13 protein-coding genes and 1 riboswitch are annotated in these 15126 nt (G+C 71.6%); of the genes, 11 read left to right on the top strand and 2 right to left on the bottom strand.

Going from position 1 to position 15126, the window contains the following annotated elements; translation table 11 throughout:
* Positions 1-3: 3 nt before the first annotated feature.
* Positions 4-975: a nucleoside triphosphate pyrophosphohydrolase gene (locus tag ACFYU9_RS33775; protein ID WP_389215803.1), complete on the top strand. Its 972-nt coding sequence runs from the start codon at positions 4-6 to the stop codon at positions 973-975.
* Positions 976-1048: 73 nt separating this feature from the next.
* Here ACFYU9_RS33775 and ACFYU9_RS33770 read toward each other — a convergent pair whose 3' ends face one another.
* Together ACFYU9_RS33770 and ACFYU9_RS33765 are read right to left on the bottom strand one after the other, a co-directional pair.
* Complete coding sequence (locus ACFYU9_RS33770) at positions 1049-2248, bottom strand: globin domain-containing protein (RefSeq protein ID WP_389347352.1); 1200 nt, start codon at positions 2246-2248, stop codon at positions 1049-1051.
* 127 nt (positions 2249-2375) lie between these two features.
* Positions 2376-3221: an alpha/beta fold hydrolase gene (locus ACFYU9_RS33765; protein WP_389215809.1), complete on the bottom strand. Its 846-nt coding sequence runs from the start codon at positions 3219-3221 to the stop codon at positions 2376-2378.
* Positions 3222-3306: 85 nt separating this feature from the next.
* Here ACFYU9_RS33765 and ACFYU9_RS33760 point away from each other — a divergent pair, with 85 nt between their 5' ends.
* The 10 genes from ACFYU9_RS33760 (at position 3307) to ACFYU9_RS33715 (ending at position 15097) form a co-directional block, all read left to right on the top strand.
* Positions 3307-4599 (top strand): cytochrome P450, encoded by a 1293-nt coding sequence (locus tag ACFYU9_RS33760; protein ID WP_389215812.1) that lies wholly within the window; start codon positions 3307-3309, stop codon positions 4597-4599.
* Positions 4600-4713: 114 nt separating this feature from the next.
* A complete protein-coding gene (locus ACFYU9_RS33755; protein ID WP_389347350.1) occupies positions 4714-5724 on the top strand; it encodes a transglycosylase family protein in 1011 nt (336 codons plus the stop codon).
* Positions 5725-5982: 258 nt separating this feature from the next.
* Positions 5983-6156: riboswitch (cyclic di-AMP (ydaO/yuaA leader) on the top strand.
* A 3-nt stretch (positions 6157-6159) separates the two neighbouring features.
* The gene (locus tag ACFYU9_RS33750; RefSeq protein ID WP_389215818.1) at positions 6160-6864 is read left to right on the top strand and encodes a transglycosylase family protein; all 705 of its coding nucleotides are present in this window, start codon (positions 6160-6162) and stop codon (positions 6862-6864) included.
* A gap of 250 nt (positions 6865-7114) precedes the next feature.
* Positions 7115-8401, top strand: coding sequence for a phosphopyruvate hydratase (gene eno, locus ACFYU9_RS33745; RefSeq protein ID WP_389215821.1), 1287 nt, complete (start codon positions 7115-7117; stop codon positions 8399-8401).
* A 117-nt stretch (positions 8402-8518) separates the two neighbouring features.
* Positions 8519-8989, top strand: a complete 471-nt coding sequence (locus ACFYU9_RS33740) for a septum formation initiator family protein (RefSeq protein WP_389215824.1) — start codon at positions 8519-8521, stop codon at positions 8987-8989.
* 31 nt (positions 8990-9020) lie between these two features.
* Complete coding sequence (locus ACFYU9_RS33735) at positions 9021-9560, top strand: DUF501 domain-containing protein (RefSeq protein ID WP_389215827.1); 540 nt, start codon at positions 9021-9023, stop codon at positions 9558-9560.
* Positions 9557-10477, top strand: coding sequence for an exopolyphosphatase (locus tag ACFYU9_RS33730; RefSeq protein ID WP_389215830.1), 921 nt, complete (start codon positions 9557-9559; stop codon positions 10475-10477). The genes ACFYU9_RS33735 and ACFYU9_RS33730 overlap by 4 nt, the downstream gene beginning before the upstream one ends.
* A 413-nt stretch (positions 10478-10890) precedes the next feature.
* Positions 10891-12273 (top strand): NAD(P)/FAD-dependent oxidoreductase, encoded by a 1383-nt coding sequence (locus tag ACFYU9_RS33725; protein ID WP_389215833.1) that lies wholly within the window; start codon positions 10891-10893, stop codon positions 12271-12273.
* A gap of 193 nt (positions 12274-12466) precedes the next feature.
* Positions 12467-13765, top strand: coding sequence for a class I SAM-dependent methyltransferase (locus ACFYU9_RS33720; protein WP_389347348.1), 1299 nt, complete (start codon positions 12467-12469; stop codon positions 13763-13765).
* 105 nt (positions 13766-13870) lie between these two features.
* A complete protein-coding gene (locus ACFYU9_RS33715; protein ID WP_389347345.1) occupies positions 13871-15097 on the top strand; it encodes a phospholipase D-like domain-containing protein in 1227 nt (408 codons plus the stop codon).
* Positions 15098-15126: the final 29 nt, after the last annotated feature.

The raw sequence follows: 15126 nt of genomic DNA, 5'->3' as shown, positions 1-15126 counted from the left end.
GGGGTGAACGCTGAGAACCCCGGTCGTATCGTCCTGCTCACCGCCAGCCATCGCGTGGCGCCCGGACTGCTGTCCTGGCCCGCCTGGCAGGCGCTGCACGCGGCCGACCGGGTCCTCAGCCCCGACGCCGCCCACCCGCAGCTGCCCTATCTGCGCGAGGCCGGCGTCGCCGTCGAGATCCTGCGGCCCGCCGCCGACGAGCTGGTCGAGGCGTGCGCCGGCGGCCGCACGGTGGTCGTGCTGCCGTCCGGCGAGGGCGACCGGGCGCTGACCGACGGGCTCGCGCGGATGGCCGGCTCCGGCCGCTTCGCCATGCCCGACCTGGAGCTGCTGCCCGGCTCCTACGACCTGCCCGGCGCGCGCCTGCTCGACCTCGTCCAGGTCATGGACCGGATCCGCCGCGAGTGCCCGTGGACCTCGCAGCAGACCCACAAGGGCCTCGCCAAGTACGGCATCGAGGAGGCGTACGAACTCGTCGAGGCCATCGAGGAGGACGATCGCGAGGCGCTGCGCGAGGAGCTGGGCGACGTGCTGCTCCAGGTCGTCTTCCACGCCCGGATCGCGGAGGAGGACGCCGAGGAGCCGTTCTCCGTGGACGACGTCGCCGCCACCATCGTCGAGAAGCTCGTCCACCGCCACCCGCACGTCTTCGGCGACGCGACCGCCGAGACGCCCGAGGACGTCAAGGCGCACTGGCTGCGGACCAAGGCCGCGGAGAAGCAGCGCGATTCGGTGACGGACGGCGTGCCGCTCGGCCAGCCGGGCCTCGCGCTCGCCGCCAAGCTCGCGGGCCGGGTGCGGACGGCCGGGCTCGACGTGGCGCCGCCGGCCGGTGACGGCATCGGCTACGAACTGCTCGCCCTGGCCGTACGGGCGGAGGCCGCCGGCATCGACCCGGAGGCGGCGCTGCGCGCCGCGGGCCGGATCTACCGGGACGCGATCCGCGCGGCGGAGGGGCTCGACACGTCCGCGTAGGAGAAGAGGGTGGTGCGCGCCCGGAGCGGCGTCGGGGCCGTGCGCCCCGCCCGGTCCAGGCACCCGGTCCCGGCTAGTACGCGCGCGGGGCGCGGGCCTCGGGGTCGTGCCAGTGCAGCGGGGGCGGTTCGATCAGCCACTCGGCGCGGGAGCCGGGGCGGGTGGTGAAGCGGCCCACGGCCGGCAGCCGGTCGTGGAAGACGCGGGCCGGGTCGGCGCCCAGCTCCTCCAGCTCCTCGGCGACCTCGGCGAGGAAGCCCGGCGGTCCGGCGAGGTAGACGTCGTGGGCCGGCCAGTTCACCGAGGCCCGCAGGGCCTGCACCAGGCGTTCGGTGGCCTGGTCGCGGGGGCGGCGCGGGGCCGCGGTGATGAAGGTGACGTGCAGGCCGGGTATCCGTTCTCGGAAGCGTTCGGCGTCGGCCCGCCCGTACAGGTACTCCTTCGCGCGGGCCACCAGGAAGAGCCGCCCCTCCAGCTCCGGCTCGTCCGCCGCCGCCTCCTCCAGCAGCGCCCTGACCGGCGCCCAGCCGGTGCCCGCGGCGATGTAGGTGCGGGGCTTGCCGGGCGGGGTACGGGCGGTGAGGCCGCCGCCCGGAGTGGACAGCCGCACCGTCTCGCCGACCCGGAGCCGCTCGGTGAGCGCGGTGCTCATCAGACCGCCCTCGACGCGGCTGACGTGCAGCTCGACCGTGCCGTCGGCGCGCGGCGCGTTGGCCAGCGAGTAGGTGCGCCAGACCCGGGCGACGTGCAGGGTGCTGACGCTCACGTACTGCCCGGGGAGATAGGGGTAGGGCCGGCGCGGCCGCAGGGTGATCAGCGTCAGGTCGTCCCCGTACCGCTCGTGCCCGACCACGTCCGCGTCCCACCAGGCGGGCTGCCCTTCGCGCACCGACTCCTCGGCGCCCGCCCGCATCGCCTCGGCGACGACCGCGTACGCCTCCGCCCACGCCTTCTCCGCCTCGATCGTCCAGGCCGCGCCCGCCGTGTGCGCGAACGCGGCGAGCAGGCTGGTGCCGACCGCAGCGTAGAGCGCCGGCGTGGCCAGGAACTTGCGGTGGTCGCGGCCCAGCCGGCCCAGATACCCCGTCAGGTCCGGGTCCTCCAGATGGGTCACCACATGGGTGAGCGCGGCGAACAGCCGGTCGCGCTGGGGGCGCAGGTTCTCGGGGAACAGCGCGCGCATGCCCGGGTTGTGCCAGAAGAGGTGCGAGTAGAAGAAGGCGACGGCGTGCTCCGCGCGTCTCTCGACGACCGCGAACGTGCTTCGGAGCAACGGGGGCAACTGGGCATCCACGCCCGTGAATCTAGGCGACGCGGTCCTTCGCATGGGCGACCTTCGACGAGTCGGCCACGCGGGGACCGCGCATGTGCCTCATGCCTTCGTGCTCATGCCCGCAGCCTCACGCCTCGGCGGTGAGGAAGGCGACGAGGGCCGGGGCCAGGACCTGCGGGGCGATGGTGTGCTCCTCGCCCGGGAAGACCCGGAGCGTGTAGTTGTCGCCCGACTCCGCCAGCTCGCGCGCGCCGGCCAGCATGTGCGGCGCGCCGGCGTCGCCGCTGCCGACGAGGACGGGCACGGTGACCGACGCCCAGCGGGCGAGGGGCAGCGGGCGGCCGGACATGGACTCGCCCATGACCGTGCCGTCGTAGGGCAGGGTGTGGGCGACGGCCTCCATGCCCGACCAGAAGGGCGCCTGGCGCATGCCCGCGACCATCTCCTCGGGCATGCCGACGGCGGCCGTCATGAAGTAGGCGGCCGCGTCCCCGGGAGCTCCCTTCGCGATCAGCTCCTTCAGGTGCGCCACGTAGTCGTCGGGCAGCGGCGGGCGGCTGTCGTCCGTGACGAACGGCGGCTCGTAGAGCGCGAGCCGGGAGACGGCGCTGCCGCGGGCCGTGGCCTCCAGGGCGAGGACCGCGCCGGACGACATGCCGAACAGCATCGCCGAGCCGCCGGCCGGGCCCTGGATCAGCGCGTCCAGGTCCTCGACCTCGCGCTGCACCTCGTACCCGGCGAGACCGGAGACGTCGCCGCTGTCGCCGCGGCCCCGGCGGTCGTAGGTGATCACGGTGACGTGCTCGGCGAGCAGCGCGGCCAGCTCGGCGGACGCGGCGCGGGTCATGAAGGCGCCGCCGACGAGGACGACGGTGGGGCCGGCGCCGGAGCCGTGCCGCTCGAAGGCGATGACGGTGCCGTCGGCGGAGGTCACCGTGTCGAAGCCCGTGGACTCGGTCGTGGACGTGGTCATGGCAGATCCCTTACCCCTCGACTGCGATCTTGCCGAAGACCCTACGGGTTGGGTCTGACAATCCCCGGCCTTGTACCGTCGGAGGGTGAGCGCCACCCCCTCCGTACCCCCCGTCCCGCCGCCGGCCCCCGAGCTCTTCACCTGGGAGTTCGCCACCGATCCGTACCCGGCGTACGCCTGGCTGCGCGAGCACGCGCCCGTGCACAAGGCCACGCTGCCGAGCGGGGTCGAGGCGTGGTTGGTGACGCGGTACGCGGACGCGCGCCAGGCGCTGGCGGACCAGCGGCTCTCGAAGAACCCGGCGCACCACGACGAGCCGGCGCACGCCAAGGGCAAGACGGGGATCCCGGGCGAGCGCAAGGCCGAGCTGATGACGCACCTGCTCAACATCGACCCGCCGGACCACACCCGGCTGCGCCGGCTGGTGTCGAAGGCGTTCACGCCGCGCCGGGTCGCGGAGTTCGCGCCGCGGGTGCAGGAGCTGACCGACCGGCTCATCGACGACATCATCGCGAAACAGCACGGAGAGAAGGGGAGCGCGGACCTCATCCACGAGTTCGCGTTCCCGCTGCCGATCTACGCGATCTGCGACATGCTCGGCGTGCCCCGCGAGGACCAGGACGACTTCCGCGACTGGGCCGGGATGATGATCCGGCACGGCGGCGGGCCGCGCGGCGGCGTGGCGCGGTCGGTGAAGAAGATGCGCGGCTATCTGGCCGAGCTCATCCACCGCAAGCGCGAGGAGCCGGGCGACGACCTGATCTCCGGGCTGATCAAGGCGTCCGACCACGGCGAGCACCTCACCGAGAACGAGGCCGCCGCGATGGCCTTCATCCTTCTCTTCGCGGGCTTCGAGACGACGGTCAACCTGATCGGGAACGGGGTCTACGCCCTGCTGCGCAACCCCGGGCAGCGCGCACGGCTCCAGGAGTCGATCGCGGCGGGCGAGACGGGCCTGCTGGAGACCGGGATCGAGGAGCTGCTGCGGTACGACGGGCCGGTCGAGCTGGCCACCTGGAGGTTCGCCACCGAGGCGCTGACCATCGGCGGGCAGGAGATCCCGGCCGGCGACCCGGTCCTGGTGGTCCTCGCGGCCGCGGACCGCGACCCGGCGCGGTTCGACGAGCCGGACACTCTCGATCTGGCGCGCCGCGACAACCAGCACCTGGGCTACGGGCACGGCATCCACTACTGCCTCGGGGCTCCGCTGGCGCGCCTGGAGGGGCAGACGGCGCTGGCGACGCTCCTGACTCGCCTGCCGGACCTGCGACTTGGGGCCGATCCGGCGGAACTCCGGTGGCGCGGCGGGCTCATCATGCGTGGCCTGCGCACGCTTCCGGTGGAGTTCAGCGCTTCCCACAAAGCCGCGCGAAACTGACGGAGCGTCAATAATGTGATGTTCGCGTGATCTCCGCTGCATCGACTTGTGACGTGCGTTCGAATGCCGCTACGTTCACCCGCAGTCTCAGCAGTCACGCGAAAGGCACTCCGCATGCGCTCCGGGAACGGACGTCACCGCAGACCCCGCCAGGCCCCCGCGATCGTCGTCGCCGCGGGAGTCACCGGCTCGGCCATGGCGCTGCCGCTGCTCGCCACCGGCTCCGCCTCCGCCGCCGACGCGCCCACCTGGGACCGGGTCGCCGAGTGCGAGTCGGGCGGCGCCTGGAGCGCCAACTTCGGCAACGGGCTCTACGGGGGCCTCCAGTTCACCCAGGACAGCTGGGAGCGGCACGGCGGCCTCGCCTACGCGCCCAGCGCCGACCTCGCCAGCCGCGCCCAGCAGATCGCGATCGCCGACAAGGCCCTCGCCGCCGGCGACACCCAGTGGGCCACCTGCGCGCCCATCGCCGGCCTGACGAACGACGGCAGGAAGCCCGCCGTCGACCCGGGACCGGGTGGAGCGCCCAAGCAGTCCACGACCCCCGTCCACGAGTCGAACCGCACGGAGGGGCTGCCCACCGAGTCGGGCACGAAGGCCACCGAGCCGCCGGCCTCCCCGTCGGCCCCGGCCTCCCCGTCGACCTCGTCCCCCTCGAACTCGGCCACGCCGACGACCCCGGCGACGACCCCGGCGACTCCCGGCGCGCCCACCACTCCCGCCACGCCCGACACCTCCGTAACGCCGGAAACACCCGATACGTCCACCTCGCCCGCTTCGGGCAAGGGCAAGCACCGCGGTGACGCCGCGACAGACGAAGCGGGCAACACGGACACCGCGCGCGAATCCGGGCGCCACGCCGCTCCGGCCGACGGGGCGACCGGTGACGCCGCCACCGGCAAGGTGGACGAGTCGGACAAGGCGGGCAACGGGGACGAATACACCGTCAAGCCGGGTGACAGCCTGTCGGACATTGCACAGCAGAACGCCCTGCCCGGCGGCTGGACCGCGCTCTACGACGCCAACAAGAAGACGGTCGGCACCGACCCGAACCTCATCCTGCCTGGTCAGAGCCTTGAGTTGGACCTCGGGACGCCGGCGGCCCAGGCTCCGCCTGAGGGGTAATTAGCTCCTGAATGTCCGTTTATGCGCAAGTGAGACATGAGTCTCTCTTGCCGAACGGCGGTATTGCGTCCGCACACTTTGCTGAAGTCGCCCCTCACCTGCGCAAACGTCACCTGACGGAGTGCAAGTAGGGGCGATTTTTCCGGGTTGATGGGCTTTGAACTTCCCCCGGACGTGTGTCTACGGTCGTGACCGCTCGCCACCGCGGGCCCCGCCGACCGGTACGCCGAATCCTGCCGCCGGACGCCGGGAACAGTCGTCGCGCAAGCGCCGAAGGCAGGAGCGGGGGACCCAAGGTAAGTGCCGGCCCCGGCCGTTGAGACAGACGGCCGACGACCGGCTTGGGGTGAAGCCGCGTGCAAGGACACGCGGCCGGGCAACTCACTCGCCCGAACCCGACAGCTCACCTCGCAGGCGTCGGTGAGGAGAACTTCCATGCTGCTTTCCGGCAAGGGCAAACACCGCCGCCCCTCCAAGGCCACCCGCGTCGTCACGCTCGCCGGTGTCGCCGGCGTCGCCGTCGCCGCCCCGCTGATGACCGCGGGCACCGCCTCGGCCGCCACCGCCTCCGAGTGGGACGCCGTCGCCCAGTGCGAGTCCGGCGGCAACTGGTCCATCAACACGGGCAACGGCTTCTACGGCGGCCTGCAGTTCACCAACTCCACCTGGGCCGCGTACGGCGGCACCGCCTACGCCTCCCGCGCCGACCTGGCCTCCAAGTCGCAGCAGATCTCCGTCGCCGAGAAGGTCCTCGCGGGTCAGGGCAAGGGCGCCTGGCCGAGCTGTGGCGTGGGCCTGTCCGGCGCCTCCTACGACGGCGGCTCCGCCGAGGTCTCCACCCCGAAGCCGGCCGCGCCGAAGACCGCCGCCCCGGCCCCCAAGCGCGTCGCCGAGCAGCCGACCACCCGCAGCGAGAAGCGCACCGCGCCGAAGCCCGCGGCCAAGACCGTCACCACCCCGACCGGCAAGAAGGTCAAGAAGGGCGACGGCGAGTACAAGGTCGTGGCCGGCGACACGCTGAGCAAGATCGCCCAGGCGCACCACGTCAAGGGCGGCTGGCAGAAGCTGTTCCAGCTGAACAAGGACATCGTCCAGGACGCCGACCTGATCTACCCGGGCCAGCAGCTCCACCTCAAGTGAGCATGACGGCTGTCCCCCCGCGGTGAACGAGAGACCGGCCCGGAGCACTACGCCCCGGGCCGGTCTCGTCGCCGTTTCGTACTAATCGGTAACCAGGTCTTTCGTCCTCTTGTGCATGCCCTTGGGTCCTTTTTCGTCCCAGGGGGCGGGCGCCCGGCTGGCCGGAGCCCCCGAGCCGGTTAGGCTCTTGTCGCAAGGCGAACGAGACCTTGCCGCATGCGTCACAACCAGCGTCACATCCCAGAAGGAGATGCTCGTGCCGTCCATCGACGTCGTCGTAGCCCGGGAAATCCTGGACTCCCGAGGCAACCCCACCGTCGAGGTCGAGGTCGGCCTCGACGACGGCAGCACCGGCCGTGCTGCCGTTCCCTCCGGTGCCTCCACTGGTGCGTTCGAGGCCATTGAGCTCCGCGACGGGGACCCCAACCGTTACCTCGGCAAGGGCGTCGAGAAGGCCGTCCTCGCCGTCATCGAGCAGATCGGCCCGGAGCTCGTCGGCTACGACGCCACCGAGCAGCGCCTGATCGACCAGGCGATGTTCGACCTGGACGCCACCGAGAACAAGGGCTCGCTCGGCGCCAACGCCATCCTCGGCGTCTCGCTCGCCGTCGCGCACGCCGCCTCCGAGGCCTCCGACCTCCCGCTCTTCCGCTACCTGGGCGGCCCGAACGCGCACCTGCTGCCCGTTCCGATGATGAACATCCTGAACGGCGGCTCGCACGCCGACTCCAACGTGGACATCCAGGAGTTCATGATCGCCCCGATCGGCGCGGAGTCCTTCTCCGAGGCCCTGCGCTGGGGCGCCGAGGTCTACCACACCCTCAAGAAGGTCCTGCACGCCAAGGGCCTGTCCACCGGCCTGGGCGACGAGGGCGGCTTCGCCCCGAACCTGGAGTCCAACCGCGCCGCGCTCGACCTCATCGTCGAGGCCATCAAGCAGGCCGGCTACACCCCGGGCAAGGACATCGCGCTCGCGCTCGACGTCGCCGCGTCCGAGTTCTACAAGGACGGCAAGTACCAGTTCGAGGGCCAGTCCCGCTCGGCCGCCGAGATGACCGAGTACTACGAGGAGCTCGTCGCCTCGTACCCGCTCGTCTCCATCGAGGACCCGCTGTTCGAGGACGACTGGGCCGGCTGGAAGGTCGTCACCGACCGCCTCGGCGCCAAGGTCCAGATCGTCGGCGACGACCTCTTCGTCACCAACCCGGAGCGCCTCGCCCGCGGCATCGAGGAGGGCAGCGCCAACGCCCTCCTGGTCAAGGTCAACCAGATCGGCTCGCTGACCGAGACCCTCGACGCCGTCGAGATGGCCCAGCGCAACGGCTTCAAGTGCATGATGTCGCACCGCTCCGGCGAGACCGAGGACGTCACCATCGCCGACCTCGCCGTCGCCGTGAACTGCGGTCAGATCAAGACCGGCGCCCCGGCCCGCTCGGACCGCGTCGCCAAGTACAACCAGCTGCTGCGCATCGAGGAGATCCTCGACGACGCCGCGGTCTACGCCGGCCGCAGCGCCTTCCCGCGCTTCAAGGGCTGAGCGACAAGGGCTGACCTGCCCTGACGCTGTAGTTACGGACGTCCCCGCACTCGGTCCCGTACCGTGTGCGGGGACGCACGTTTGCACCGGACACGCGACACAGGGGAGCCGCAGGACATGGCCGTGAAGGACCGGGACCGGTTCTCGACCGCGACCCGGATCAGGCTGCTCGGCGAGCAGACCGCCGCCCGTGTCTACCGCTCCCAGACCCGCCGCCAGGCCCGCCGCTCCCGGCTCACCGGCCGCGCGGCCTTCCTCGCGCTCGTCGTCTGCTCGCTCGTGGTGGCGCTCGCCTACCCGATGCGGCAGTACGTCTCCCAGCAGGGCGAGATCGCCGACCAGGAACGCAAGGCCGCCGACGCGGCGAAGCGGGTCGAGGAACTGCGCGACGAGAAGGCCCGCCTCCAGGACCCGGCCTACGTCCGCCGGCTCGCCCGCGAGCACCTGCACTACGTGCTGCCCGGCGAGACCGGCTTCACCGTGAACGACCCCGACGCGCGGACCCGGCCGCGCACCGACCAGGGCGGCACCGACCGCCCCTGGTACGACAACCTGTGGGACGGCGTCGACAGCGCCGACCGACGCTGACCCACCCGAACCACCGACGAGCAAGGCAGACATGGAAACGCCCCCTCCGCAGACCGCACGCACCGAGCCCACCGACGCCGACGTCGCCGCGTTCGAGGCCCAGCTCGGCCGGCCGCCGCGCGGCCTGCGCGCCATCGCGCACCGCTGCCCGTGCGGCAACCCGGACGTCGTCGAGACCGCGCCCCGGCTGCCCGACGGCACGCCGTTCCCGACCACGTACTACCTGACCTGCCCGCGTGCCGCCTCCGCCATCGGCACCCTGGAGGCCAACGGGGTCATGAAGGAGATGCAGGCCCGGCTCGCCACCGACCCGGAGCTCGCCGCCGCCTACCGGGCCGCGCACGAGGACTACATCGCGCGCCGCGACGCCATCGAGGTCCTGGAGGGCTTCCCGAGCGCCGGCGGCATGCCGGACCGGGTCAAGTGCCTGCACGTGCTCGTCGGCCACTCGCTGGTCGCGGGACCGGGCGTGAACCCGTTCGGCGACGAGGCGCTCGCGATGCTGCCCGAGTGGTGGGCGAAGGGCCCCTGCGTCACGCCGTGCGCGGAGAAGAGCGAGGACGGCCAGTGACCCGGGTCGCCGGAATCGACTGCGGCACGAACTCCATCCGCCTCCTCGTCGCCGACGTCGACCCCGGGACCGGTGAGCTGATCGAGCTGGACCGGCGGATGACGATCGTCCGGCTCGGCCAGGGCGTCGACAAGACGGGCCGGCTCGCGCCCGAGGCGCTGGAGCGCACCTTCGCCGCCTGCCGCGAGTACGCCCGGGTCATCGAGGAGTTCGGCGTCGGCGCCGACCGGCTGCGCTTCGTCGCCACCTCCGCCTCCCGCGACGCCGAGAACCGCGAGGACTTCGTCAAGGGAGTCGTCGGGATCCTGGGCGTCGAGCCCGAGGTCATCACCGGCGAGCAGGAGGCCGAGTTCTCCTTCACCGGCGCCACCGGCGAACTGCACGGCGACGACCGCCGGCTGGTCGTCGACATCGGCGGCGGCTCGACCGAGTTCGTCGTCGGCAACCGGCACGTCGAGGCCGCCCGGTCCGTCGACATCGGCTGCGTGCGCCTGACCGAGCGGCACGTGCGGCACGACCCGCCGACCGCCGAGGAGGTCGCCGCGATCCGCGCCGACGTGCGCGCCGCCCTGGACCTGGCCGCCGAGACCGTGCCGGTCACCGAGGCCGAGACGCTGGTCGGCCTGGCCGGCTCGGTCACCACGGTCGCCGCGATCGCGCTCGGGCTGCCCGAGTACGACTCCGAGCGCGTCCACCACTCCCGGATCTCCCGCGCCGAGGTCGACGCGGTGGTGGCCCGGCTGCTCGCCTCCACCCACGACGAGCGGGCCGCGATCCCGGTGATCCACCCCGGGCGGGTCGACGTGATCGTCGCGGGCGCGCTCGTCCTCGTCGAGATCATGGAGCGGACCGGCGCCGCCGAGGTCGTCGTCAGCGAGCACGACATCCTCGATGGCATCGCGCTATCCGTCGCATAGTGCGTGCCTATAACCCCCGATGAGCGGCCTCTGAGGATCCTCCGATACCCCTCCGGGGTGCCTTTCGGGGCGGCGCGTCGAAAAGCTTCGTGAAGTTCTTCACAAGAGAATGGGCCCTGCGGAGGCTCCTGGAGGGCCTTTAGTCCCTCCGAGGGGCTCCTCAGGGCCCTTTCGCAGGCGCGGGGGCGACTTCGCTCGAAGTTTCCATCGTGTGAACGTGCCCTGCGGTTCGGCGTCGAGGAAGGCTCTCCAGGCCAGTTCACAAGGGGTGAACAACGTTCGCGCAGACCCCTTGGTTCCTTTGCTGGAACATGACGTGGGTCACGTGGGCGGCGGAGTGTAGCAGAGGTCCCCCACAACCTTGTGAAGGGGCGCACGAGCCACCCCCTCCGAGGGGGTGGATACTCGGATGCATGAGCACCACGGAGCGTCCCAGGATCCTCGTAGTAGGCGGTGGGTACGTAGGACTGTACGCAGCTCGGCGCATCCTCAAGAAGATGCGCTTTGGCGAGGCGACCGTCACGGTCGTCGACCCGCGGTCGTACATGACCTACCAGCCCTTCCTCCCCGAAGCCGCCGCCGGCAGCATCTCGCCGCGCCACGTCGTCGTCCCGCTGCGACGCGTCGTGCGCGGAGCCGAGGTGCTCACCGGCCGGGTCACCACCATCGACCAGGACCGCAAGGTCGCCACGATCGCGCCGCTCGTCGGCGAGGCGTACGAGCTGCCGTTCGACTACCTGGTCATCGCGATGGGTGCCGTCTCCCGCACCTTCCCGATCCCCGGCCTCGCCGAGCAGGGCATCGGCATGAAGGGCATCGAGGAGGCCATCGGCCTGCGCAACCACGTCCTCGAGCAGCTCGACAAGGCCGACTCGACGACCGACGAGGAGGTCCGCCGCAAGGCGCTGACCTTCGTCTTCGTGGGCGGCGGCTTCGCCGGCGCGGAGACCATCGGCGAGGTCGAGGACATGGTCCGCGACGCGGCGAAGTACTACCAGAACGTCAAGCGCGAGGACATGCGCTTCGTCCTGGTCGACGCCGCCGACAAGATCCTTCCCGAGGTCGGCCCCAAGCTCGGCCTGTACGGCAAGGAGCACCTGGAGAGCCGCGGCATCGAGATCTACCTCGAGACGTCGATGGACTCCTGCGTCGACGGCCACGTCGTGCTGAAGAACGGCCTCGAGGTCGACGCCAACACGATCGTGTGGACCGCCGGCGTCAAGCCGAACCCGGCCCTCGCCCGCTTCGGTCTGCCGCTCGGCCCGCGCGGCCACGTGGACTGCAACGAGAAGCTCCAGGTCAACGGCCTCGACTACGTGTGGGCCGCGGGCGACAACGCCCAGGTCCCGGACCTGGCCGCGATGAAGGCCGGCACCCCGCGCGAGCGCGCCTGGTGCCCGCCGAACGCGCAGCACGCCCTGCGTCAGGCCAAGGTCCTCGGCGACAACGTCGTGTCCGGCATGCGCGGCTTCCCGCAGAAGGACTACTCGCACGCCAACAAGGGCGCCGTCGCGGGTCTCGGCCTGCACAAGGGCGTCGCGATGATCGTCCTGGGCAAGACGAAGATCAAGCTCAAGGGCCGTCTCGCCTGGTACATGCACCGTGGCTACCACGGCATGGCGATGCCGACCTTCAACCGCAAGATCCGCGTCTTCGCCGACTGGACCCTGGGCATGTTCCTCAAGCGTGAGGTCGTCTCCCTCGGTGCCATGGAGACGCCGCGCGAGGAGTTCTACGAGGCGGCCAAGCCCGCCCCGGCGCCGGCCGCCCCGGCGCAGGAGAAGGCCAAGGCCTGACCCCGCGGCAGTGCCCGCAGTATCCGCAGTACCCGCAGTACCCCCGCAAGGGCCGTCCGCCATCCGTGGTGCGGACGGCCCTTCGCGTGTTTTTCCGGACGGATTTCCACGTGGCGGGACTGGATCGGCCACTGACGGTGTTCCCTTGGTGACAAGCATTTCTGGGGCTTCGAGATCACGGAGGTGTTGCACCATGGCCGACGCCGCGTCGCGGCTGACCGCGCTGGCCGAGGACGTGCTGGGAGCTTCGATCCCGGTGCGGCTGCGGGCCTGGGACGGCAGTGAAGCAGGTCCTGCGGGCGGCCCCGTCCTCGTCGTGCGCGACCGCCGCGCCCTGCGCCGACTCCTGTGGAAGCCGGGCGAGCTGGGCCTCGCGCGGGCCTGGGTGGCCGGCGAGATCGACGTCGAGGGCGATCTGTACGAGGTCCTGGACAAGCTCGCCGGCTTCATCTGGGAGCGCGGGGAGGAGTCGCGCGGCGCCCTGGAGACCGTGCGCGACCCGAAGGTGCGGGCGGCGGCCAAGGCGCTGCTCAGGCTGGCCGGCCCCCTCCCGCCGCCGAAGCCGCCGGTCGAGGAGATCCGCGGCCGCAGCGGCGCCCGGCACTCCCGGCGCCGGGACAAGCAGGCGATCAGCCATCACTACGACGTGGGCAACGACTTCTACGAGCTGGTGCTCGGCCCGTCGATGGTCTACTCGTGCGCGTACTGGACCGAGGGCGGCACCCTGGAGGACGCCCAGCGCGACAAGCTGGACCTGATCGCCCGCAAGCTGCGCCTCAAGGAGGGCGACCGGCTGCTCGACGTCGGCTGCGGCTGGGGCTCGATGGCCATCCACGCGGCCAAGGAGTACGGGGCCCGGGTCGTCGGCATCACGCTCTCGCGCGAGCAGGCCGCGTTCGCCCGCAAGCGCATCGCCGAGGAGGGTCTGACGGACCGGATCGAGATCCGGGTGCAGGACTACCGGGACGTCGTGGACGGCCCGTTCGACGCCATCTCGTCGATCGGCATGGCCGAGCACGTCGGCGCCGTGCAGTACCGGGAGTACGCCGACATCCTGTACCGGCTCCTGAAGCCGGGCGGGCGGCTGCTCAACCACCAGATCGCCCGCCGCCCGGAGGCCGACGAGGACGCCTACCAGGTGGACGCCTTCATCGACGCGTACGTCTTCCCGGACGGCGAACTGTCGCCGATGGGCAGCACCCTGACGACCCTTGAGGAAGCGGGCTTCGAGGTGCGGGACGTCGAGTCGATCCGCGAGCACTACGCGCTGACGCTGCGCCGCTGGGTGGACAACCTGGAGCGGGAGTGGGACCGGGCGGTGCGCGCCACCTCGCCCGGCCGCGCAAGGATCTGGCGGCTGTACATGGCGGCCTCGGCGGTGTCGTTCGAGCGCAACCGGATCGGCGTGAACCAGTTCCTGGCGGTGAAGACGCCGGCCGGAGGCGGCTCGGGGCTGCCGCTGCGGCCGCGGGCGTGGACCGAGTCCGCATAGGGTTCGCGGAGCGGAACGGGGTGCCGGTGCGAACCGGCACCCCGTTCTTCCTTGTGTCCTGATTGTCATGCATATGGCGATCCGCTACGACCCGGAGGAGAACCCTTGCGCCCGCGCAGCCGCATCGCCCGCCGCATCGCCCGCCCCCTGCTCGCCCTGGCCGCCGCCGCCGGCCTCCTCACCGCCGCCCCGGCCCCCGCCGGCGCCGCACCCGCTCCCGTGACCACCACGGCCACCTTCAACGACCCCTCGGGCGACGCCACCGCCCAGAACCGGATCCGCGACCACATCGCCGACCTGATCGGCCGCGCCGAGACCGGCTCCACCATCACGGCCAGCGTCTACAACTTCACCGACGACACCGTCGCCGCCGCTCTCGCCGCCGCCAGGGCCCGCGGCGTGAACGTCCGGGTGATCCTCGACCACACCACCCTCACCACCCCCGGCAACGAGTACGACAACCTCGTCCGCGACCTCGGCACCGACCGCACCCAGGGCTCCTGGGTCTACGCCTGCCCGGCCGGCCGCGGCTGCATCGGCACCCGGCAGCTGCCCGGCGACGCCGACGGCGCCATCAACCACAACAAGTTCTTCCTCTTCTCCGCCACCGGCGGGGCGAAGGACGTCGTCGTGCAGACCTCGGCCAACCTGACCGGCCTCCAGCGCACCGACCTCTTCAACAACGCCGTGACGATCGTCGACACCGGCCTCTACGGCATCTACCAGAGCTACTTCACCGACCTGCTCGCCTACGGCACGTCCGCCACCGGCCTGGACCACTACTACAGGACGCCGTCCAGCGGCCCGTACAAGGCGTACTTCTTCCCGCGCAAGGAGACCGCCGGCACCGCCTACGACGCCGACGCGGGCACCGACACCGTCAAGCTGATCCTCGACAACGTCGACTGCGCCGGCGGCGCCACCCAGGTCCGGATGGCCGCCAACCTCTTCACCCGCCGCGAGGTCGCCACCAGGCTCGTCGAGCTGAAGAACGCCGGCTGCACGGTGATCCTCGCCCACGACGGCGCTCCCGGCTCGATGAGCACGGACGTCGAGTCGATCCTCTACGGCAGGCTCACCAAGCGCGTGCAGTGCTACGAGGACCGGGGCGCCGGCGTCGCCAAGGTGGGGCTGCACTCCAAGTACCTGCTCGTGGAGGGCACGTACGCCGGAGCGGCCGGCAGGAAGCTGGTGTTCACCGGCAGCCACAACTACACCTACCCGGCGCTGCGCTCCGGCGACGAGACGCTGCTGAAGATCGACGACGCGGCGCTCTACGACCAGTACCGGGCCAACCACGACCAGCTGATGACGTACTGCGCGGGCAGCTGACCCGTAGCCGCACACGACGAGAGGGCCGG

The organism is Streptomyces sp. NPDC004327 (assembly GCF_042873935.1).
Lineage (GTDB): Bacteria > Actinomycetota > Actinomycetes > Streptomycetales > Streptomycetaceae > Streptomyces.
Note: the sequence above shows the minus strand (reverse complement) of the source record. Positions and strands in the feature narration are given on the sequence as shown.

Coding starts and splice junctions, on each gene's coding strand:
- ACFYU9_RS33765 (WP_389215809.1), bottom strand. CDS start 3,221: ATGACCACGTCCACGACCGAGTCCACGGGCTTCGACACGGTGACCTCC.
- ACFYU9_RS33755 (WP_389347350.1), top strand. CDS start 4,714: ATGCGCTCCGGGAACGGACGTCACCGCAGACCCCGCCAGGCCCCCGCG.
- ACFYU9_RS33735 (WP_389215827.1), top strand. CDS start 9,021: ATGGAAACGCCCCCTCCGCAGACCGCACGCACCGAGCCCACCGACGCC.
- ACFYU9_RS33725 (WP_389215833.1), top strand. CDS start 10,891: ATGAGCACCACGGAGCGTCCCAGGATCCTCGTAGTAGGCGGTGGGTAC.
- ACFYU9_RS33750 (WP_389215818.1), top strand. CDS start 6,160: ATGCTGCTTTCCGGCAAGGGCAAACACCGCCGCCCCTCCAAGGCCACC.
- eno (WP_389215821.1), top strand. CDS start 7,115: ATGCTCGTGCCGTCCATCGACGTCGTCGTAGCCCGGGAAATCCTGGAC.
- ACFYU9_RS33740 (WP_389215824.1), top strand. CDS start 8,519: ATGGCCGTGAAGGACCGGGACCGGTTCTCGACCGCGACCCGGATCAGG.
- ACFYU9_RS33720 (WP_389347348.1), top strand. CDS start 12,467: ATGGCCGACGCCGCGTCGCGGCTGACCGCGCTGGCCGAGGACGTGCTG.